We start from the raw sequence: 21164 nt of genomic DNA, 5'->3' as shown, positions 1-21164 counted from the left end.
CCCGCCTGATCATTTCTGAATCGATGCGAGTTGCACTTGGCGTGAGCTACCGCGGCGGCGGCTACAACGGTTGGCAAAGCCAGCCCGACGGCCGCACCGTGCAGGACGCGCTTGAAAAGGGCTTGTCCGCCTTCGCCGCCCAGCCGATTCGCACGATGTGCGCCGGCCGTACCGATGCCGGTGTCCATGGCATCAACCAGGTCGTCCACTTCGATACCGAGGTCGTGCGTGAGCAGTTCTCGTGGGTGCGCGGCAGCAACCGCTACTTGCCGCCCGACATTGCCATCCAGTGGTGCCGCTTTCCCGGCGACAGCTTCCATGCGCGCAACTCCGCACGCGGGCGGCGTTATGCCTATCTGCTGCTGGAGTCCGCCGTGCGGCCGGCCATCGAGTCAGGACAGTGCGGCTGGGTATTCCGCCCGCTCGACCAGTCCGCGCTCGAAGCGGCCGCGGGGCGACTGGTCGGCGAGCACGACTTTTCGTCCTTCCGCTCTTCCGAGTGCCAGGCGGCGTCGCCGGTCAAGACGCTGCGCGAGATCACCGTGCAGCGCCGCGGCGCCTACTGGCGCTTCGAGTTCGAGGCCAGTGCCTTCCTGCATCACATGGTGCGCAACCTGATGGGCTGCCTGCTCGCGGTGGGCAGCGGCACGCGCTCGGCGGACTGGGTGTCCGACGTGCTCGCCGCGCGCGACCGCAAGGTGGCGGCCCCGACGTTCGCCCCCGACGGCCTCTACTTCCTCGGCCCGACCTACGATGCCGAACTCGATATCCCGCGCGAGGTCGCGGCTCTGAAATGGTTGCCATGACCCGAATCAAGATCTGCGGCCTGACCCGCGAAGCCGACGTGGCTGCGGCGGTTGAAGCCGGCGCTGATGCCATCGGCTTTGTCTTCTACGCCAAGAGTCCGCGCGCCGTGACGCCGGAGCGGGCGAGGGCGCTCGCTCGGCTGCTGCCGCCCTTCGTGACGCCGGTGGGACTGTTCGTCAACGCTACAGACGCTGAACTGCAGGCAGGCATCGAGGCCCTGCCCAACATGCTTGTGCAGTTCCATGGCGACGAGGTGGTGACTGACTGCGAGCGCGTGCAGAGGCCCTATCTGCGTGCGGCCGCCATGCGTCCCGGCTTCGACTTGGTAGACTTCAGCTTCCGTTTTCCCAGCGCCCAGGCCATCCTGCTCGACGCCCCCGTCGAAGGTTATGGCGGTGGCGGCAAGGTCTTCGATTGGTCACTCATTCCTCCAAGCGTCAGCTCTCGCCTCGTTTTGTCTGGTGGGTTGAATGCAGCAAACGTCGCCGATGGCATCGCCAAGGTGCGGCCCTGGGCCGTTGATGTGAGTTCCGGCGTGGAGGTGTCGAAAGGCATCAAGAGCGCCGACCTGATCCACGAGTTCTGCCGCGCGGTCCGTCTCGCTGATGACGGCGCCGATGCAGCACTCTCCCAGTAGGGGAAGACCATGTTCCAGTACGACCAGCCCGATGCCACCGGGCATTTCCGCCATGCCGGTACGGCAACCTTCGGCGGCAGCTTTGTCTCAGAGACCCTCGTCCATGCGCTTGACCAGCTCAAGGACGCCTATGCCCACTACCGCAACGACGCCGAGTTCATTGCGGAGTACAAGCGAGAGCTCAAGCACTTCGTCGGCCGCCCGAGCCCGATCTACCACGCCGACCGCCTGAGCCGCGAGCTGGGCGGCGCGCAGATCTACCTCAAGCGCGAGGACCTCAACCACACCGGCGCGCACAAGATCAACAACGTCATTGGCCAGGCCCTGCTGGCCAAGCGCATGGGCAAGCCGCGCGTGATCGCCGAGACCGGCGCCGGCCAGCACGGCGTGGCCACGGCGACGATCTGCGCCCGCTACGGCCTGGAATGCGTGGTCTACATGGGCAGTGAGGACGTGAAGCGCCAAAGCCCCAATGTTTACCGCATGAAGCTCCTTGGCGCGACCGTCGTGCCGGTTGAGAGCGGTAGCAAGACGCTGAAGGACGCGCTCAACGAGGCGATGCGCGACTGGGTCACCAACGTCGAGAACACCTTCTACATCATCGGCACCGTGGCCGGCCCGCACCCCTATCCGATGATGGTGCGCGACTTCCAGCGCGTCATCGGGGACGAATGCCTGGTCCAGATGCCGGAAATGACCGGCCGCCAGCCCGACGCCGTACTGGCCTGCGTGGGCGGCGGCAGCAATGCCATCGGCATCTTCTACCCCTACATCCCGCACGAGACCACGCGCCTGATCGGTGTGGAGGCGGCGGGGGAGGGTATGGAAAGCGGCCGGCATGCGGCGACGCTTTCGGCCGGCAGCCCCGGCGTGCTGCACGGCAACCGCACCTATCTGCTGCAGGACGCCGACGGCCAGATCACCGAGACGCACTCCATCTCGGCCGGCCTGGACTACCCCGGCGTCGGCCCGGAGCATGCCCATTTGAAGGACATCGGCCGGGCCGAGTACGTCGGCGTGACGGATGCCGAGGCGCTGGCGGCCTTCCATCACCTCTGCCGCACCGAGGGCATCATCCCGGCGCTGGAATCGAGCCACGCGGTGGCGCATGCGATGAAGATCGCGCCGACCATGGCCAAGGACCAGATCCTGCTCGTCAACCTGTCCGGCCGCGGCGACAAGGACATCGGCACCGTGGCTGACCTTTCCCAAGCCGACTTCTATTGCCGCCCGTCATGCCGTGGCCAATCGGTCAAGGGTGGCGACTCGGTCGTGACGCTGCCGGGAGCGAAGGCATGAGCCGCATCACCACCACCTTTGCGGCCTTGAAGGCGCAGGGACGCAAGGCCCTGATTCCCTTCGTCACCGCCGGCGACCCGTATCCTGCTGCCACGGTTGAATTGCTCCTCGCCATGGCCGAGGCCGGGGCCGATGTCATCGAACTCGGCGTGCCTTTCTCCGACCCCATGGCCGATGGCCCCGTGATTCAGCGTGCGGGCGAGCGGGCGCTCAAACAGGGCATCGGCCTGCGTCAGGTGCTGGCCTTCGTGCGTGACTTCCGCGCTAAGAATTCCCGCACGCCGCTGGTGCTGATGGGCTATGCCAACCCCATCGAGCGTTACGGCCAGCAGGCGTTCGTGACCGACGCCAAGGCGGCCGGCGTTGACGGCGTGCTGGTCGTCGATTACCCGCCCGAGGAGTGTGAGGACTTTGCCGCTGCCCTGCGTGCGGCCGATATGGATGCGATCTTCCTGCTCGCGCCCACGTCCACCGAGGCGCGCATGGCCCAGGTAGGCAAGCTCGCCAGCGGCTACGTCTACTACGTATCGCTGAAGGGCGTGACCGGCGCGGGTCACCTGAACACGGCTGCCGTCGCCGAGGCCGTGCCGCGCATCAGGCAGCACGTCAGCACGCCGGTGGGTGTGGGCTTCGGCATCCGTGACGGGGCGACGGCGCGTGCGGTCGCCGACGTGTCGGACGCGGTCGTCATCGGTTCCAAGCTGGTCGAATTGCTGGAACGGCAGCCAGCCGATAATGTCGCCCTCACCGGCGCGGCGTTCATCCGTGAAATTCGCGCGGCACTCGACAAGGACTGACACATGAGTTGGCTCGACAAACTCCTCCCGCCCAAGATCCAGCAAGGTGACCCGGCCGACCGCCGGACTGTTCCCGAAGGCCTGTGGATCAAGTGCCCGAGCTGCGAGACGGTGCTCTACAAGACCGACCTGGAACAGAACATCAATGTCTGCCCCAAGTGCTCGCATCACCATCGCATCGGCGCGCGGGCGCGGCTGGATGCCTTCCTGGACGGCGAAGGTCGCTACGAGATCGGCCAGGAGGTGTTGCCGGTCGACGCGCTGAAGTTCAAGGACAGCAAGAAGTATCCCGACCGCCTGAAGGAAGCGCTGGAGAACACCGGCGAGACGGACGCACTGGTCGTCATGGGTGGCGCCGTGATGAGCGTGCCGGTCGTGGCGGCCTGCTTCGAATTCGACTTCATGGGCGGTTCCATGGGTTCGGTCGTCGGCGAGCGCTTCGTGCGCGGCGTCGAGTCGGCCATCGAACAAAAGACACCCTTCATCTGCTTCACGGCAACTGGCGGTGCGCGCATGCAGGAAGGCCTGCTGTCCCTGATGCAGATGGCCAAGACCAACGCGTCGCTGACGCGGCTGGCCAAGGCCAAACTGCCGTATATCAGCGTGCTGACCGACCCGACCATGGGCGGCGTGTCGGCCAGTTTTGCCTTCGTCGGCGACATCGTGCTGGCCGAGCCCAAGGCGCTGATCGGTTTCGCCGGCCCGCGCGTCATCGAGAACACCGTGCGCGAGAAGCTGCCCGCCGGCTTCCAGCGTGCCGAGTTCCTGGTGGAGAAGGGCGCCGTCGACATGATCGTGGACCGTCGCCAATTGCGCGAAACGATTGCCCGCCAGCTGGCGATGCTGCAACGCCAAAGCGCGGACGCTGTCGCCTGAACGCCGCCCGCAATGTTTCGAGCCAGGCCCTGTGCCTGGCTTTTGTTTTTGTTGGCTGTTCGCGCGTGAACCGCGCAAACAACCTGGTTAGTGATTCGCCATGACGCTTGATGACTGGCTCGCCCACTGCGAGCGCCTGCATCCCAAGACCATCGACATGACGCTGGAGCGCGTGGCGACAGTGTGCGAGCGGCTGGGCATCGCCTTCGAATGCCCGACCATCGTCGTGGCCGGCACCAACGGCAAGGGCTCGACCTGCGCGATGCTGGAGTCCATCGCGCTGCATGCGGGCTACCGCGTCGGGCTCTACATCAAGCCGCATCTGGTGCACTTCCAGGAGCGCTGCCGCGTGGGCGGCGCGCCGGTGGGCGCTGAGTCGCTTGAATCGCATTTCGAAGCCGTGGAAGCTGCGCGTGGCGACATCACGCTGACCTATTTCGAGTTCACCACGCTGGCCATCATGCGGCGCCTGCAGCATGAGCCGCTGGACCTCGTCATCCTCGAAGTGGGCCTGGGTGGTCGGCTGGATGCGGTCAACGTCATCGACGCCGACTGCGCCGTCATCACCAGCATCGACCTTGACCACACCGAGTTCCTCGGCACGGACCGCGAGAGCGTCGGCCGCGAGAAGGCCGGCATCATGCGCGCCGGCCGGCCCGTCGTCGTCAGCGACCCCATGCCACCAGCATCGCTGGCCGCACGCGCCGCGGAACTCGGCGCCGACCTGCGCCAGCTCAGCCGCGACTTCAGCTTCAGTGGTGACCGCCAGCAGTGGCAATGGGTTGGGCGAGCGAAGCGCTTCTCCGGCATGGCGTATCCGGCGCTGCGCGGGGTCAATCAACTGCTGAACGCTTCTGGCGCGCTGGCAGCATTCGAGGCCTTGCACGACCGTCTGCCGATCAGCGCGCAGGCCGTCCGCACGGGTCTCGCGCTCGTTGAACTCCCCGGCCGCTTCCAGGTGCTGCCAGGCCAGCCAGCCGTCGTGCTGGACGTGGCGCACAACCCGCACGCCGTCGCGGCGCTGGCGCAAAACCTCGACCAGATGGGCTTTTTTCCGCGCACGCACGCCGTTTTCGGCGCGATGGCGGACAAGGACCTGGCCGGCATCCTCGCCCGCATTGCGCCGCTGGTGGACGTCTGGCATTTCACCGATCTGCCCATGCCGCGCGCGGCCACGGCGGAGCAGCTCCAGGCGGCCTTCCTCGCCGCGGGGTTGAAGACGCCGGCCGGGGCGGCGACGCACACGCATGCCAAGCCGCTGGACGCCCTGCACGCGGCGGCGGCCGGGGCGACCACGGCCGATAGAATCCTCGTCTTCGGTTCCTTCTACACCGTCGGCGGGGTGCTCCAGCAGGGCCTGCCCCGTGTGACGGCCGGCGCTGCCGAGCCGACACCTCCCACCCTCCACTGAAGCCAGACGCCGCCGATGGGCCTGTTCTCCTTCCTCAAACGCGACGAGGACGCTGCCGCGGCGGCGCCCAAGAAGTCGACCAGGTCTGACGCCAAGGTCAGTGCGGCCGACGATGTGCAGGTGCTGCGACTGCGGGCGCGACGCCGCCTCATCGGTGCCGCCGTGCTGGTCGCTGCCGGCGTGGTCGGCTTCCCGCTGATCTTCGAGACCCAGCCGCGACCCATTCCGGTCGACCTGCCCATCGAGATCCCGCGCAAGGACACCGCGCCGCCGCTGGCCGTGCCGACGCGCGAGCCGCTGGCGCAGGCCGCGTCGGCGCCGCAGCCGGCGCCGGTGCCTGAGCCTCAGTTGGCCGAGAAGCCGGTCGACAAGCCCGCCGAACAGGTGGCCGAAGCGCCGCCCGTGAAGCCCGCGGAGAAGGCTGCCGACAAACCTGTTGACAAGCCCGTGGACAAACCCAAACCTGCGGCGAATGACGGTGCCCGCGCGCAGGCCTTGCTGGAAGGCAAGGACGTCGCCGCCAAGGCGCCCGCCGCCGCCGCGCGCTACATCGTCCAGGTGGGTGCCTACGGCGAGAGCAAGTCGGCTCAGGACATGCGCGGCAGAGTCGAGAAGCTCGGCCTCAAGACCTACGCCCAGGCCGTCGACACGGGCGATGGCCGCCGCATTCGTGTGCGCCTTGGGCCGTTCGCAAATCGCGACGAGGCTGAGCGCGCGGCTGCCAAGCTCAAGGCGGCGGGTCTGCCCGGCGCCATCCTGACGCTCTAGGCCGCCATGGACTTTGCGCTCAGCTGGGTCGACCTCGCACTGGCGGGCGTGCTGCTGATTTCCATCGGCATCGGTCTGTGGCGCGGCCTGATTTTTGAAGTCATGTCATTGGCGGGCTGGGTGGTCGCGTATTTCGCCGCGTCGCCGCTGGCCCCCGTCGTCGCCGAGATGTTGCCAACTGCCATGACCAGCGCATTGAGCCCAGCTGCGCTGCATGTCGCCGCGCTGGCCATTGCCTTCTTTGTGGTGCTCATCATCTGGAGCCTAGCCTCGCGACTGGTGAAGGCGCTGATCCATGCAACGCCGCTGTCGGTAGTGGACCGCCTGGGAGGCGCGGGCTTTGGCGCGCTGCGCGGCTTGTTCATCGCGCTGCTGCTGGTGCTGATCATCGGCGCCTCACCGCTGGCCGAGTCGGCCACCTGGCAGGCCTCGCGCGCGGCGCCCGTGCTTGGTGGCGTGCTGCGCGACATGTCCCCGCTGCTGCCCGAACCCATTGCCCGTTTTGTTTCCCGCTCGATGACCCCATCTGAAGCGGAATCGACTGATTAAGGACTCGCCATGTGCGGCATCGTCGGCGCTCTCGCTGCCTCTCCCGTCAACCAGCTTCTGTATGACGCGCTGCTGCTGTTGCAGCACCGCGGCCAGGATGCCGCCGGCATCGTCACGATGCAGGGCCAGAAGTGCTTCATGCACAAGGCGCGCGGCATGGTGCGCGACGTCTTCCGCACCCGCAACATGCGCGCGCTGCCCGGCAGCATCGGCCTCGGCCAGGTGCGCTACCCGACGGCCGGCAACGCCTACAGCGAGGAAGAGGCCCAACCCTTCTACGTCAACGCACCTTTCGGCATCGTGCTGGTGCACAACGGCAACCTGACGAACGCGCTCGCGCTGAAGGACGAGCTCTTCGACATCGACCGCCGTCACATCAACACCGAGAGCGATACCGAGGTGCTGATCAACGTGCTGGCCCACGAGCTGGAGATGGCCGCCCGTGACCTGCCGCTGACGCCCAAGGAAGTCTTCTCCGCCGTGCGCGCGGTGCAGAAGCGCATCAAGGGCAGCTATGCCGTCATCGCGCTGATCGCCGGCCAGGGCTTGCTGGCGTTCCGCGATCCCTTCGGCATCCGCCCGCTGTGCTTCGGCCGCTCGGCGAACGGTGAGTTCATGGTGGCCAGCGAAAGCGTCGCCCTAGAAGGCACCGGTCATCAGCTGGAGCGCGACGTCGCACCCGGCGAGGCGCTGTTCATCGACATGACCGGCAAGCTTCACACGGAGCAGTGCAACGAGCAGCCGAGGCTCAACCCTTGTATGTTCGAGTTCGTCTACCTGGCTCGCCCGGACTCGGTGATGGATGGCATCTCGGTCTATCAGGCGCGACTGAACATGGGTGAGACCCTGGCCCAGCGTGTCATCTCGACAATGCCGCCCAACGAAATCGATGTCGTCATCCCGATCCCGGAAAGCAGCCGACCGTCGGCCATGCAGCTGGCCCACCGCATCGGCAAGCCCTACCGCGAGGGTTTCGTGAAGAACCGCTACGTCGGCCGTACCTTCATCATGCCGGGGCAGGGCGCGCGCAAGAAGAGCGTGCGCCAGAAGCTCAACGCCATCGGCGTGGAGTTCAAGGACCGCAACGTGCTGCTGGTGGACGACTCCATCGTGCGCGGCACGACCTCGAAGGAGATCGTGCAGATGGCCCGCGAGGCCGGTGCGCGCAAGGTCTATCTGGCGTCTGCCGCGCCGCCGGTGCGCTATCCCAATGTCTATGGCATCGACATGCCGACCAAGGAAGAGCTGATCGCCCATGGCCGCAGCATCGAGGAGATCCGGCAATACATCGGGGCCGATGCGCTGATCTACCAGGACGTGGACGCGATGAAGCGCGTTGTCGCGGCGCTGCGCCCGGGGCTCGCCGGCTTCGAGGCCAGCTGCTTCGACGGCCACTACGTGACTGGCGACGTCAGCCTGGCAGACTTTGAAGCCATGCGCGAACAGCGTGCCAGCCAGCCCAGTGACGAAGAGGCCGATGCCAGGGGCCGTCTGGCCCTGCAAAGCGGTGGCGAAGGGTGAGCGCATGAGCGACAACTCACACCGTCCGCTGCCGTCAGGCTTGCGCCCCGAGACGCTGGCCGTGCGCACTGCGCTGGCGCCCAGCCAGCATGGCGAGAACTCGGAAGCGTTGTTCCTGACGACGGCTTACGTGCAGCCCGATGCGGAAACTTCGGCGCGCAAGTTTTCCAACTCCGAAGACTTCACCTATTCACGCACCAGCAACCCGACCGTGCGCAGCCTGGAGGCGCGCCTGGCCGCTCTTGAAGGAACCGAGGCCGCCATTGCCACCTCCACCGGCATGAGCGCCATCTTGTTGCTGGGCATGGGCGTGCTCAAGGCCGGCGACCATGTCGTTTGCTCGCGTTCCGTGTTCGGCTCGACGATCAACCTGTTTGCCAAGGAGTTCGGCAAGTTCGGTGTCGAGACGACGTTCGTTTCGCAGACCGATTTGGCCGAATGGCGTGCGGCCGTCCGGCCAACAACCAAACTCCTGTTTGCAGAGACGCCGACCAACCCGCTGACCGAGGTTTGCGACATCCGTGCGCTGGCCGACATCGCCCATGGCGCTGGAGCCATCCTCGCGGTCGACAACACCTACTCGACGCCGGCCCTGCAGCGCCCGATCGAGATGGGCACCGACATCGTCATGCACTCGGCCACCAAATACATGGACGGCCAGGGCCGAGTGATGGCGGGCGCCCTCTGCGGACCGAACAAGCTGATCCGTGACGTCTTCGGCCCCATCCTGCGCACCGTAGGCATGACGCTCGCACCGTTCAACGCCTGGGTGGTGCTGAAGGGGCTGGAGACGATGTCGCTGCGCATCAAAGCGCAGAGCGAGCAGGCGCTGGCCGTTGCACGTTGGTTGGAGGCGCGCCCCGAGGTTGCGCGTGTGCACTACCCGTCCCTGACATCTCATCCGCAGCACGAACTGGCCATGCGGCAGCAGAGCGGGCAGGGCGGGGCGGTGTTGTCCTTCGACCTGAAGGCCGAGTCGCCCGAGGCGGCGCGCGTGGCGGCCTTCCACGTCATCGACAGCACGCGTGTCGTCTCCATCGCCACCAATCTCGGCGATACGAAATCCATCATCACCCACCCCGCGACGACCTCGCATGGCCGCCTCACCGAGGACCAGCGCCGGGCCGCTGGCATCGGCCAGGGGTTGATCCGCCTGGCTGTGGGCCTGGAGCATGTCGACGACATCTGCGACGACCTGCATCGCGGCCTTTCCACTTTGACTACCTGATGAGCTCCTCTGCTTTCGACAAGGTCCGCACGCGCATCGCGCCGTCGCCGACCGGCTTCCTGCACCTGGGCACCGCGCGCACGGCCCTGTACTCGTGGGCCTACGCCCGCCATCATGGCGGTGAGTTCGTGCTGCGCATCGAAGACACCGATGTGGCGCGCTCAACCCAGGACTCGGTCGAGCAAATCATTGCGGCGATGAACTGGCTCGGGCTGGACTATGACGAAGGCCCGATCTACCAGATGCAGCGCCTGGACCGCTATCAGGCCGTTGTCGAGCAACTGATCGCCGAAGGCAAGGCCTATCGTTGCTACGCGACGCCCGAGGAACTCGCTGCCATGCGCGAGGCCCAGCGCGCGCGCGGCGAGAAGACGCTCTATGACCGTCGCTGGCGCCCCGAGCCCGGCAAGACCTTGCCCGCGCCGCCCGAAGGCGTAAAGCCGGTCATTCGTTTCGCCAACCCCGTCGAAGGCGACGTGACCTGGGACGACATCGTCAAGGGCCCGATCACTATCAATAACCGCGAGATCGATGACCTCATCATCGCGCGTACCGACGGCGTACCGACCTACAACTTCGCGGTCGTCGTCGACGATTGGGACATGCGCATCAGCCACGTCTTTCGTGGCGACGAACACGTCAACAACACGCCCTGGCAGATCAACATCTTCAATGCACTGGGTGCCCCGCTGCCGTCGTTTGGCCATTTGCCGATCATCCTTGGGGATGACGGCCTCAAGTTGTCGAAGCGCCGCGGTGCTGTCAGCGTGATGGACTATGCGCTGAACGGGTACTTGCCCGAGGGGATGTTGAACTACCTCGCCCGCTTGGGCTGGAGCCACGGTGACGAAGAGCTGTTCTCGGCTCAGCAGATAGTGAGCTGGTTTGATGGCAGCCATTTGTCAAAGAGCCCGGCGCAGTGGGACCCGGCCAAGTTGGACTGGGTCAACAGCCACTACATCAAACACATCGACGAGGCTCGGTTGGCGGAGTTGGTTGTCGCCCAGATGGCGGGCAGAGGCATCGCAGTGAACGTTGATCAGGTGCAGCCCAAGCTTGGCCTGTTCAAGGATCGCTGCGCCACTACCGCCGCATTGGCTGACTGGCTGTCAATGTACTTTGTGCCGGTGACACCGTCGACCGATGATCTGGCCGTCCATGTCACGGATGCGGTCCGTCCAACGCTTGCCTCGCTGGCGGAGCGTTTGTCTGCATTGGTCGAATGGAACAAGTCGACGATCCAGCAGGCGTTGAAGGAAACCCTCGCCACCTATAGCCTGAAGATGCCGCAACTCGCCGTTCCGGTCCGAGTGCTGGTGTGTGGTCGTACGCAAACGCCCAGCCTGGATGCGGTGCTGGAACACTTCTCCCAGAAAAAAGTCGTCGAGCGCTTGCAAGCACTCTGATTTTCGTCATATACTCTTGGTCTCGCTTGAACGGCGCTGCAAACGAAGCGATTAACGACAAGTCGGTCATCAATTAAGGTGGCGATGAAATCGAGAATCAAAACGGGGGTATAGCTCAGCTGGGAGAGCGCTTGCATGGCATGCAAGAGGTCAGCGGTTCGATCCCGCTTACCTCCACCAAATTCCTTAGAAGAATTTAAGTGGCGCGCAGTTCAAGTCGCGAAGGTTTAGTCCCCTTCGTCTAGAGGCCTAGGACACCACCCTTTCACGGTGATTACAGGGGTTCGAATCCCCTAGGGGACGCCAAGTTTGATGAGCTTGGGTATTGTCGCAAGGCGATATCGAATTCATCCCACGCGGAGTGGTAGTTCAGTTGGTTAGAATACCGGCCTGTCACGCCGGGGGTCGCGGGTTCGAGCCCCGTCCACTCCGCCAAGGTTTCCATCGGTTATCCCGATATTGAACGGCCAATTCGTTGGCCGTTTGTTTTTTGAGTTTTGAATTTGTCCCCTTCGTCTAGAGGCCTAGGACACCACCCTTTCACGGTGATTACAGGGGTTCGAATCCCCTAGGGGACGCCAGTTTGGTACCCGTCGCAGGACGGGCAAGTTTGATGCGGCTTGCGAGTATGCAGATATTCGGAACTCATCCCAACACGGAGTGGTAGTTCAGTTGGTTAGAATACCGGCCTGTCACGCCGGGGGTCGCGGGTTCGAGCCCCGTCCACTCCGCCAAAATTAAATGCACCGAATCCCTTGCGGGGTTCGGTGCATTTTCTTTTGGATTGATTGGTTTTCAGGACACGCCGCGCGAAGGCGCTGGAGCTGTGCCGGCTTGATCGCTTCCACCACTGCCTTGGGCCTGTGGCGTTCCAGCGGCGCGAGGTTCCGCAGGCGCTGCGCGGGATGCTTCGCTTGGGCTGCGTTTGCCGCTAACGACCAAGCGGGCCAACTTGACCACTTCGCTAGCCTCGGCTGGCAGGCCGCCGGCAACCAGACCCAGTGCCAAGCAGCAGCTCATCAACCCATTCAGCGTTCGCGACATCTCCGACTCCAGCCTCACAGACGGTAAGGCATACGCCGCAGTGTTCAGCAAGTCGCGCTAAGGAGCGAGGCACAGGCGACGAATTGCGCTTTACCGGGGATGAGTTGCAGTTGCGCGGCATGCAGCGCTCGCGTGGCGCGCAAAGCAAAACGGGCCCCAGAAGGCCCGATCATGCTTTGGCGGAGAGGGCGGGATTCGAACCCGCGGTGGGGATAAACCCACACACGCTTTCCAGGCGTGCGACTTAAACCGCTCATCCACCTCTCCTGCAAGCCCGACATGATAACCCAAGACAGTCAGGCGCCGGACCTTGTGTCGCACTTGGCCGCTCGCATTTCCAAAGCGCCCTGCCAATCAAGTCTATGGACCAGATTGTTCAGATGCAGCATGCGCCGCGAACGCGCCAACGCGTGCCCTTGGCCGTCGATCAGGGAAACGTTGCAGAGGATGTTCATCGGGTCGAACAGGGCAACGATGTCTGACTGAATTTCGGTCCACTCCCATGCGATCTGGATTGGCTCATCGCCTGCCGACGTTGCCCAGACCTCCTGACCTGACCGCAGGCCGGAACTTGCATCGTGCACGCGAACGCTGCTCCCGACTTGCCGCAGTTCATGGGTCACGATTTCGAACTCGTTTACAGTCTTGACGACCGTTTCGCAGGCCATCAGTTGCCACGCTGCCATCTGCATTCGGAACTCCCGTCATTTGGATGGATTGCAGTTTGCGTTCCCCAACGCTGCGCTGCTCCTACCAACCTTAGTAGCGCATGAACCTCCAGCGGTACGAACAAGTCAGTCAAGCCGAGAACCTCACGTCCTTCCGACGCGGGCTGATCGAGTTTGCGAACGACTTGGATTTCGGCCTCGTCGTTGGTGTGCTTGCTATCGAGCATCGGGGACCAGGGGCGAAGACCGAATACGTCGCAGTAGGAAACACCCCTGAGGCGTTCTTGGAGACATCCCGGGACAACAGCCATGCGCAGCGAGATCCGGTGCATCGGGCTTTGACCCATCTCACCAAGCCGCTCATTTACGACCAGGCCTTTTACGTCAACGCTGGGGCGGGCGAGTTGTGGGAGATGTACGCGCCGTTCGGCTATCGAACCGGTGTCGCCGTCGGTGTCCAGATGCCCGGCTACCGCCGATTGCTGCTTGGCGTTGATCGGGAGGCGCCTCTGCCCAAGGATCCGATCAAGTTGAATCGGATGATTGCGGACCTGCAACTGCTTGCGGTTCATGCGCAAGACGCCGCTGGGCGGCTGCTGATGTCCAAAAGGCCGTCGCAATGGGAGCTAAAGCTTCCTCCGCGCCAGCTTGAGATCCTGAAGTTGACGATGGAAGGCAAGAGCGCGTGGGTGGTAGGCAGCCTGTTGGGCATCAGCGAGAACACCGTGAACTACCACATGAAGCAACTGTTCAAGCTGCTAGACGTGTCGACCAAGCATCAGGCTGTCCTGAAGGCCATGGAGTTGGGCGTCCTCTGAGGCTTCGCCACTACCAGGGTTGGTAGTTCTCCGCCGTTGACCAGTCCGACACACTGAGCCATCTCAACGCAACCAGCGGATGGCGCAAATGGAACAAGTTTCTTTCTGGGAAGTCTTTGCTGAGCTGTTCGGCTTTCCCATCACCGGTAATTGATCCCGGTCATTGACGAGACCCTAGGAAAAGCGACACCTCCATCGCTTTCGTTCGGCGCCCCCCGAACGTCTTTGCGCCCGCGACCGCCCTTTCAGGGTCCTCGCGGGTTTTTTTGCTTAAGGCCTTCGCTCTTACGGCCTTCCGCCGGCCTTGAGCAGCGCCATAGCCGTGCCAATCAGGCCAGCCACTTCGCTCATATTGCCTGGCACGATCATCGTGTTGTTCTTTTGAGCGAGCTGCGCGTAGGCGTCAACGGCCTTCTCCGCCACCTTGAGCTGGACGGCCTGGTCGCCGCCGGGCTGCTGAATGGCGGCCGCAATCTTGCGGATGGCGTCTGAAGTGGCGTCGGCCACTGCGGTGATGGCGGCAGCTTCACCTTGCGCCTGGTTGATTTCAGCCTGCTTCTCGCCTTCTGAGCGCGCGATGGCGGCCTCCCGTTCGCCGGTCGCAATATTGATCTGCTCCTGGCGCCGGCCTTCCGATGCCGCGATCAATGCGCGCTTCTCCCGCTCTGCCGTGATTTGAGCCTGCATGGAGTGCAGGATCGCAGGCGGCGGCGTCAGATCCTTGATCTCGTAGCGCAGCACCTTGACGCCCCAGTTCAGCGCGGCCTCGTCCAAGGCTTCCACCACCGAGGTGTTGATCACGGCGCGCTCTTCAAACGTTCGGTCCAGTTCCATACGCCCGATGACCGAGCGCAGCGTCGTCTGGGCGAGTTGGGTGATTGCCACGATGTAATTGCTCGAACCGTAGCTGGCCCGCATGGCATCCGTGACCTGAAAATAGAGGATGCCGTCGACAGTCAGTTGGGTGTTGTCCTTGGTGATGCAGACTTGGCTCGGCACGTCCAGCGGGATCTCTTTCAGCGAGTGCTTGTATGCGAGGCGGTCGACGAATGGCACAAGGAAATTCAAGCCTGGCGTGAGTGTCGCGTGGTACTTGCCGAGGCGCTCGACGACCCAGGCGTTCTGCTGGGGAACGACCTTGACAGCGCGGACGATGAAGATCGCGGCGATGACAAGAATGACGAGGGCGATTTCAAATCCCATGGTAGGTCTCCGGGGCTTCGTTGAGGTTCAGCGGTCGAGCAGCAGGCAACTGCCCTCGACAGCACGGATCACGTGCTGGCCGCTAGCCGGCGGCGCGCTGCCGATGAAGCGCGCCTGCCAGGTCGCGCCGCGATAGTGAACCTTGGTATTGCCATCGGCCGACCAGGCGTCGACTTGCACGCTCTGACCGATGTCCAGATTGACGTCAGAGTTGCGATTGGCGGGGGCCGCCCTGGGTGCCTTGCCACGGTGCCTGTGCCAGGCGACAACTGCGGCGCCGCCCATCACGGCCGCCACCAGCATTTGCCCCGTTAGCGAAAGCCCCAGATGGGCCGCCAGGGCGCCTGCCACGGCGCCGACGGCCAACATCAGGAGGTAGAAGGTGCCGGTGGCCAACTCGGCTGCAATCAACACGCCGGCCGTCATCCACCAGACAGTGGTCCAGTTCCAGTCCATCCTCGCCTCCCCATGGTCTTGGTATCAGTCCAGTTTAGACGGCATAGAAGGGGCTGGGGACATGGCTGGGACACGCTGCGGCCCTACACTTCGCCGCTTCGTTTTTTGATGCTCGCCCGCTGGAGTCCGCGATGATCCGTTTTCACTTCCCCATCGTCATCATTGACGAGGATTACCGCTCGGAGAACACCTCGGGCTTGGGCATCCGCGCGTTGGCAGAGGCCATCCAGAAGGAGGGCATGGAAGTCCTGGGGGTGACGAGCTACGGCGATTTGTCCCAGTTCGCGCAGCAGCAAAGCCGAGCGTCAGCTTTCATCCTGTCCATCGACGACGAGGAGTTCACCGCTGGGCCCGAGATGGACCCGGTCGTGCTGAACCTACGCAAGTTCATCCAGGAGATCCGCAACCGGAACCCGGATATCCCGATCTACGTCTACGGCGAGACGCGCACCAGCCAGCATCTGCCTAACGACGTGCTGCGTGAACTGCATGGCTTCATCCACATGTTCGAGGACACGCCGGAGTTCGTGGCGCGCCACATCATCCGCGAGGCCAAGAGCTACCTCGACGGCCTGGCGCCGCCCTTCTTCAAGGCGCTGATGGACTATGCGCAGGACGGTTCCTACTCCTGGCATTGCCCCGGCCACTCTGGCGGCGTCGCGTTCCTGAAGAGCCCGGTCGGGCAGATGTTCCACCAGTTCTTCGGCGAGAACATGCTGCGCGCCGACGTCTGCAACGCCGTCGAGGAACTTGGTCAGTTGCTGGACCACACCGGTCCGGTCGCGGCCAGCGAGAAGAACGCGGCGCGCATCTTCAACGCCGACCATTGCTTCTTCGTCACCAACGGCACCTCCACATCCAACAAGATGGTGTGGCACCACACCGTGGCGCCGGGCGATGTGGTCGTCATCGACCGCAACTGCCACAAGAGCAACCTGCACGCCATCATCATGTGTGGTGCCATCCCCGTCTTCATGACGCCGACGCGCAACCACTACGGCATCATCGGCCCCATCCCCGAGAGCGAGTTCAGCCCGGAGGCCATCCGCGCCAAGATCGCGGCCAATCCGCTGCTGGCGCACGTGGACCCGGCAACCGTCCGGCCGGCCATCGTGACGCTGACGCAAAGCACCTACGACGGCGTGCTCTACAACACCGAGACCATCAAGAAGAAGCTCGACGGCTACATCCCAACGCTGCACTTCGACGAGGCCTGGTTGCCGCATGCAGCCTTCCACGACTTCTACGGCCAGTTCCATGCCATGGGCAAGAACCGTTTGCGTCCCAAGGAAGCCATGGTCTATGCGACCCAGTCCACGCACAAGCTGCTGGCCGGGATTTCGCAGGCCTCGCAGGTGCTCGTGCAGGACTCGCAAAGCGTCAAGCTCGACAAACACCTCTTCAACGAGGCGTATCTGATGCACACGTCAACATCGCCGCAGTACTCGATCATCGCGAGCTGTGACGTGGCCGCAGCCATGATGGAGCCGCCCGGCGGCACGGCGCTGGTCGAGGAAAGCATCCGCGAGTCGCTGGACTTCCGCCGCGCGATGCGCAAGGTGGAGGGCGACTACGGCGACGACTGGTGGTTCAAGGTCTGGGGGCCGGACTTCCTTCGCGTCGAGGAGGGCAACACGCCGGTGTCGGCCGACTGGATGCTGCATGCCGATGAAGACTGGCACGGCTTCGGCGGTCTGGCTGAAGGCTTCAACATGCTGGACCCGATCAAGTCCACGATCATCACGCCGGGGCTTGACATGGAGGGCCGTTTCGCCGCGGACGGCATTCCGGCGTCGGTTGTCACCAAATTCCTGGTCGAACATGGTGTCGTTGTCGAGAAGACGGGGCTTTACTCCTTCTTCATCATGTTCACCATCGGCATCACCAAGGGTCGCTGGAACACTTTGCTGACGGCACTGCAGCAGTTCAAGGATGACTACGACAAGAATGCGCCGCTGTGGCGCATCCTGCCGGAGTTCTGCGCCAAGTTCCCGAAGTACGAGCGCATGGGCCTGCGCGACCTGTGCCTGGCCATCCACCAGGCGTACGCCGAAGGCGATATTGCGCGGCTGACGACGGACATGTACCTGTCCAATCTGCAGCCAGCCATGACACCGACGGACGCCTATGCGCACATCGCGCAGCGCAAGACCGAGCGGGTCGGCATCGACGACCTGGAAGGCCGCATCACGACCTCGTTGCTGACGCCCTATCCGCCCGGCATTCCCTTGCTGATCCCGGGGGAGCGCTTCAACAAGAAGATCGTGGACTACCTGAAGTTCACCCGCAACTTCAACGCCAAGTTCCCTGGCTTCGCGACGGACGTGCACGGCCTCGTGCACGAGATCAACGAAGAGACCGGTCGCGGCTACTACTACGTGGACTGCGTGAAAGCCTGAGGCGCCACCCGACGCGCCACTGCAGTGGCCGTCGGCTTGGCCCGGTCGCCTCCGTTTCCTTGCCGAGCGGTCGGACGCGCGCCTGTCGCCTTCAGGCCTCCGCTGCCATCGCCGTGTGGCTGAAGCCGCCGTCCACGTAAGTGATCTCGGCGCTGATGCCGGCGGCCAGATCTGACAGCAGGAAGGCGGCGGTATTGCCAACGTCGTCAATGGTGACGTTGCGACGGATCGGGGCCTGAGCCGCAAATTGCCCCAGCAGCTTGCCGAAATCCTTGATGCCGGAGGCTGCCAGCGTCTTGATCGGCCCCGCCGAGATGCCGTTGACACGAACGCCCTTGGGGCCGAGAGCTTGTGCCAGATAGCGCACGCTGGCCTCCAGGCTGGCCTTGGCCAGTCCCATGGTGTTGTAGTTGGGCACGATGCGCAGCGATCCCAGATAACTCAACGTCAGCAGTGCCGCGCCGGCGCGCAGCCGCGGTGCAGCCAGTTTGGCCATGGCGGGAAAGCTGTAGGCCGAAATATCGTGCGCGATGCGGAAGTTCTCGCGCGTCATGCCTTCGAGAAAATCGCCCGCTATGGCCTCGCGCGGTGCAAAGCCAATGGAATGAACGAAGCCGTCGAACTCGGGCCAGACCTCCCCGAGCTGATTGAAGAGAGCTTCCATCTGCTCGTCGCTGGTGACGTCGCAGTCGTAGATCAGGCTTGAACCGAACTCGGCAGCAAACTCGCTGATGCGCTCCTTGAAGCGTTCACCCTGATAGCTGAAGGCCAGCTCGGCGCCTTCGCGGTGGCAGGCACGGGCAATGCCATAGGCGATGGAACGGTTGGACAGCACGCCCGTGATCAGCAGCCGCTTGCCGGCGAGAAAGCCCATTCTTGTCTCCTTTGGGGTCACAAACAGCCTTGGATTCTGTCATGCGACGAGGGCGCCGGCTTGCCGGCATGGGACTTGCACAGTACAATCCGAGCTTCACTAGAAATGAGGGTCGGCTGCAAAGCGGGCCTCGCGAGCGCTGGACGATATCCCCTGGCGCCGGATTCTGATGAACGAGGTGGGCGGATTCATCCAGCCCATTTTTTTTGCTTTTTCGATTTTTCTAATCGTTGCTTTTTCCCGGATCAGGAACGCTTTTCCCGCATGAGTTGGCAAACCGCTGTAGAGACAACCGTGACCGGTCTGGGTTACGAACTCGTGGACTGCGAACGCAGTGCCGGCGGAACGCTGCGCGTGACGATTGACAAGCTGCCCGCGCAGGCCGAAGCCGGTGAATTGATTGACGTTGACGATTGCGAGAAGGTCACGCGACAGCTGCAGTATGTGCTGGAAGTCGAGGGCCTGGAGTATGGCCGGCTGGAAGTGTCCTCGCCCGGGTTGGATCGGCCGCTGAAGAACGCTGCGCATTACGCGCGTTTTGCGGGTCAGGAAATCGACATCACGCTGAAATTACCCTTCCAGGGCCGCAAGAAGTACCGCGGCGTCGTCAGTGCGCAGCCGCAGGCGGCGAGCGATCAGGCCTGGCGCCTGGTGTTCGACGACGGCCAGGCGGATCAGGCGCTCGATTTCACGCTCGACGAGGTGCGTGAGGCGCGCCTCGTTCCGACCTTCAGTTTTCAGGGACGCGGCGGGGCGCCCGCGCCCGACCGCAAACCCGGCCAGCGCGGTGTCATCAAGCCGAAAAAAGCGGCAGCGAACAAACAAGCGGGCGAACCCACCGAGGTGGCGCCCGGCCAAGACAAGGTTGACGGAGGTCTCAAGCAATGAACCGCGAAATGTTGATGCTGGTGGATGCGATCTCGCGCGAGAAGAGCGTGGAGCGCGATGTCGTGTTCGGTGCGGTCGAAGCCGCCCTGGCCTCGGCCACCAAGAAGATTTACGGCGCCGAGGCCGACATCCGAGTCAGCGTGGATCGCGACTCCGGTGAGTACGAGACCTTTCGTCGCTGGCATGTCGTCCCCAATGAGGCTGGCCTGCAGAACGCGGATGCCGAGATCCTGCTGTTCGAGGCCCAAGAGCAGATTGCCGACATCGAAGTCGACGACCACATTGAAGAGCCGGTCGAGTCCCTGACTATCGGCCGCATCGGTGCCCAGGCGGCCAAGCAAGTCATCCTGCAAAAGATCCGAGACGCCGAGCGCGAGCAGTTGCTGAACGACTTCATGTCGCGCGGCGAGAAGATCTTCGTCGGTACCGTCAAGCGCCTGGACAAGGGCGACATCATTGTCGAAAGCGGTCGCGTCGAAGGTCGCCTGAAGCGCAGCGAGATGATCTCGAAAGAGAACCTGCGCACCGGCGACCGCGTCCGTGCTGTCATCCTCGGCGTCGACCCGACCCAGCGCGGCCCGCAGATCATGCTGTCGCGCTCCTCGCCCGAGTTCATGAAGGAACTCTTCGCGCAGGAGGTGCCGGAAATCGAGCAAGGTTTGCTGGAGATCAAGAGCTGCGCCCGCGACAGCGGCAGCCGCGCCAAGATCGCCGTCATCAGCCATGACCGACGTGTCGACCCCATCGGCACCTGCGTCGGCGTGCGTGGTTCGCGCGTCAACGGCGTGACCACCGAGCTGGCCGGCGAGCGCGTGGACATCGTGTTGTGGAGCGAGGATCCGGCCCAGTTCGTCATCGGCGCGCTGGCCCCGGCCAACGTACAGTCCATCGTCGTGGATGAAGAGCGCCACGCCATGGACGTTGTCGTGGACGAGGAAAACCTCGCCATCGCCATCGGCCGCGGCGGGCAGAACGTGCGCCTGGCGTCCGAGCTGACCGGCTGGCGCATCAACATCATGTCGGCCGAGGAATCGGCCGCCAAGCATGAAGTCGAGGCCGAGAGCGTCCGCAAGCTCTTCGTCGAGAAGCTCGACGTCGATGCCGAAGTCGCCGACATCCTGATCGCCGAGGGCTTCACCAGCCTGGAAGAAGTTGCCTACGTCCCGATGCAGGAAATGCTCGAGATTGAAGCCTTCGATGAGGACACCGTCAACGAGTTGCGCACCCGCGCCAAGGATGCGCTGCTGACGATGGAGATCGCCCGCGAAGAGAAGGTCGAGGAGGTCTCGCAGGACCTGCGCGATCTCGAAGGCGTCACACCCGAGCTGTTGAGCAAGCTGGCCGAAGGCGGCATCAACACCCGTGACGACTTGGCCGACCTCGCTGTCGACGAACTGGTCGAGCTGACTGCACAAGACGAGGCCGCTGCGCGCGCGCTGATCATGAAGGCCCGCGAACATTGGTTCAACGCCTGATCACCCACGCCGCGCCGCACCGAAAAGTAATTTGAAGGAT

At 63.8% G+C, this 21164-nt stretch carries 18 protein-coding genes, 6 tRNA genes and 1 pseudogene; 20 read left to right on the top strand and 5 right to left on the bottom strand.

What is annotated here, in order from left to right:
- Positions 1-23: 23 nt before the first annotated feature.
- The 16 genes from truA (at position 24) to ASC81_RS21385 (ending at position 12033) form a co-directional block, all read left to right on the top strand.
- Complete coding sequence (gene truA / locus ASC81_RS21460) at positions 24-806, top strand: tRNA pseudouridine(38-40) synthase TruA (protein WP_056271671.1); 783 nt, start codon at positions 24-26, stop codon at positions 804-806.
- Positions 794-1444: a phosphoribosylanthranilate isomerase gene (locus tag ASC81_RS21455; protein WP_056271668.1), complete on the top strand. Its 651-nt coding sequence runs from the start codon at positions 794-796 to the stop codon at positions 1442-1444. Before truA ends, ASC81_RS21455 begins: the two co-directional genes overlap by 13 nt.
- A 9-nt stretch (positions 1445-1453) precedes the next feature.
- Complete coding sequence (trpB, locus tag ASC81_RS21450; RefSeq protein WP_056271666.1) at positions 1454-2743, top strand: tryptophan synthase subunit beta; 1290 nt, start codon at positions 1454-1456, stop codon at positions 2741-2743.
- Positions 2740-3540 (top strand): tryptophan synthase subunit alpha, encoded by an 801-nt coding sequence (gene trpA / locus ASC81_RS21445; RefSeq protein ID WP_056271661.1) that lies wholly within the window; start codon positions 2740-2742, stop codon positions 3538-3540. Before trpB ends, trpA begins: the two co-directional genes overlap by 4 nt.
- 3 nt (positions 3541-3543) lie before the next feature.
- The gene (gene accD, locus ASC81_RS21440) at positions 3544-4416 is read left to right on the top strand and encodes an acetyl-CoA carboxylase, carboxyltransferase subunit beta (RefSeq protein ID WP_056271660.1); all 873 of its coding nucleotides are present in this window, start codon (positions 3544-3546) and stop codon (positions 4414-4416) included.
- 100 nt (positions 4417-4516) lie between these two features.
- A complete protein-coding gene (folC, locus tag ASC81_RS21435) occupies positions 4517-5827 on the top strand; it encodes a bifunctional tetrahydrofolate synthase/dihydrofolate synthase (protein WP_056271657.1) in 1311 nt (436 codons plus the stop codon).
- Between the two features lie 15 nt (positions 5828-5842).
- Positions 5843-6595, top strand: a complete 753-nt coding sequence (locus tag ASC81_RS21430; protein WP_056271656.1) for an SPOR domain-containing protein — start codon at positions 5843-5845, stop codon at positions 6593-6595.
- 6 nt (positions 6596-6601) lie between these two features.
- Positions 6602-7144 carry a CvpA family protein gene (locus ASC81_RS21425; protein ID WP_056271653.1) on the top strand — a complete coding sequence of 181 codons (543 nt, stop codon included), beginning with the start codon at positions 6602-6604 and terminating at the stop codon, positions 7142-7144.
- A 9-nt stretch (positions 7145-7153) separates the two neighbouring features.
- Positions 7154-8665, top strand: a complete 1512-nt coding sequence (gene purF, locus ASC81_RS21420; RefSeq protein ID WP_056271651.1) for an amidophosphoribosyltransferase — start codon at positions 7154-7156, stop codon at positions 8663-8665.
- A gap of 4 nt (positions 8666-8669) precedes the next feature.
- A complete protein-coding gene (locus ASC81_RS21415; RefSeq protein ID WP_056271648.1) occupies positions 8670-9893 on the top strand; it encodes an O-succinylhomoserine sulfhydrylase in 1224 nt (407 codons plus the stop codon).
- On the top strand, positions 9893-11299 hold the full coding sequence (gene gltX / locus ASC81_RS21410) for a glutamate--tRNA ligase (RefSeq protein WP_056271644.1): 1407 nt from the start codon (positions 9893-9895) through the stop codon (positions 11297-11299). The genes ASC81_RS21415 and gltX overlap by 1 nt, the downstream gene beginning before the upstream one ends.
- 104 nt (positions 11300-11403) lie before the next feature.
- Positions 11404-11479: transfer RNA gene (locus ASC81_RS21405), tRNA-Ala, on the top strand.
- A 50-nt stretch (positions 11480-11529) separates the two neighbouring features.
- Positions 11530-11605, top strand: a tRNA-Glu gene (locus ASC81_RS21400).
- 52 nt (positions 11606-11657) lie between these two features.
- A tRNA-Asp gene (locus ASC81_RS21395) sits at positions 11658-11734 on the top strand.
- A 70-nt stretch (positions 11735-11804) separates the two neighbouring features.
- A tRNA-Glu gene (locus ASC81_RS21390) sits at positions 11805-11880 on the top strand.
- Between the two features lie 76 nt (positions 11881-11956).
- Positions 11957-12033, top strand: a tRNA-Asp gene (locus tag ASC81_RS21385).
- A 487-nt stretch (positions 12034-12520) separates the two neighbouring features.
- Here the strand turns inward: ASC81_RS21385 and ASC81_RS21380 are convergent.
- Both ASC81_RS21380 and ASC81_RS21375 read right to left on the bottom strand, forming a co-directional pair.
- Positions 12521-12610: transfer RNA gene (locus tag ASC81_RS21380), tRNA-Ser, on the bottom strand.
- A gap of 29 nt (positions 12611-12639) precedes the next feature.
- The gene (locus tag ASC81_RS21375) at positions 12640-13035 is read right to left on the bottom strand and encodes a hypothetical protein (protein WP_056271642.1); all 396 of its coding nucleotides are present in this window, start codon (positions 13033-13035) and stop codon (positions 12640-12642) included.
- A gap of 77 nt (positions 13036-13112) precedes the next feature.
- Here ASC81_RS21375 and ASC81_RS21370 point away from each other — a divergent pair, with 77 nt between their 5' ends.
- Positions 13113-13829, top strand: coding sequence for an autoinducer binding domain-containing protein (locus ASC81_RS21370; protein ID WP_056271639.1), 717 nt, complete (start codon positions 13113-13115; stop codon positions 13827-13829).
- A gap of 285 nt (positions 13830-14114) precedes the next feature.
- Here the strand turns inward: ASC81_RS21370 and ASC81_RS21365 are convergent, their stop codons facing one another.
- Both ASC81_RS21365 and ASC81_RS21360 read right to left on the bottom strand, forming a co-directional pair.
- Complete coding sequence (locus ASC81_RS21365; protein WP_056271636.1) at positions 14115-15032, bottom strand: SPFH domain-containing protein; 918 nt, start codon at positions 15030-15032, stop codon at positions 14115-14117.
- A 27-nt stretch (positions 15033-15059) separates the two neighbouring features.
- Positions 15060-15488: an NfeD family protein gene (locus ASC81_RS21360; protein WP_056271633.1), complete on the bottom strand. Its 429-nt coding sequence runs from the start codon at positions 15486-15488 to the stop codon at positions 15060-15062.
- Positions 15489-15619: 131 nt separating this feature from the next.
- On the opposite strand from ASC81_RS21360, the gene ASC81_RS21355 reads away from it, so the two are divergent.
- A complete protein-coding gene (locus ASC81_RS21355; protein ID WP_056271631.1) occupies positions 15620-17887 on the top strand; it encodes an arginine/lysine/ornithine decarboxylase in 2268 nt (755 codons plus the stop codon).
- A gap of 91 nt (positions 17888-17978) precedes the next feature.
- Here the strand turns inward: ASC81_RS21355 and fabI are convergent, their stop codons facing one another.
- Positions 17979-18761, bottom strand: a complete 783-nt coding sequence (gene fabI / locus ASC81_RS21350) for an enoyl-ACP reductase FabI (RefSeq protein WP_056271627.1) — start codon at positions 18759-18761, stop codon at positions 17979-17981.
- A gap of 264 nt (positions 18762-19025) precedes the next feature.
- On the opposite strand from fabI, the pseudogene rimP reads away from it, so the two are divergent.
- Positions 19026-19529 (top strand): annotated as a pseudogene (rimP, locus tag ASC81_RS21345) (ribosome maturation factor RimP); the annotation flags it as partial.
- 116 nt (positions 19530-19645) lie between these two features.
- Positions 19646-21124, top strand: coding sequence for a transcription termination factor NusA (nusA, locus tag ASC81_RS21340; protein WP_056271624.1), 1479 nt, complete (start codon positions 19646-19648; stop codon positions 21122-21124).
- Positions 21125-21164: the final 40 nt, after the last annotated feature.

Origin of the sequence: Pelomonas sp. Root405 (genome assembly GCF_001425165.1) — a bacterium.
In the GTDB taxonomy this organism is placed as follows: Bacteria; Pseudomonadota; Gammaproteobacteria; order Burkholderiales; family Burkholderiaceae_C; genus Pelomonas.
Note: the sequence above shows the minus strand (reverse complement) of the source record. Positions and strands in the feature narration are given on the sequence as shown.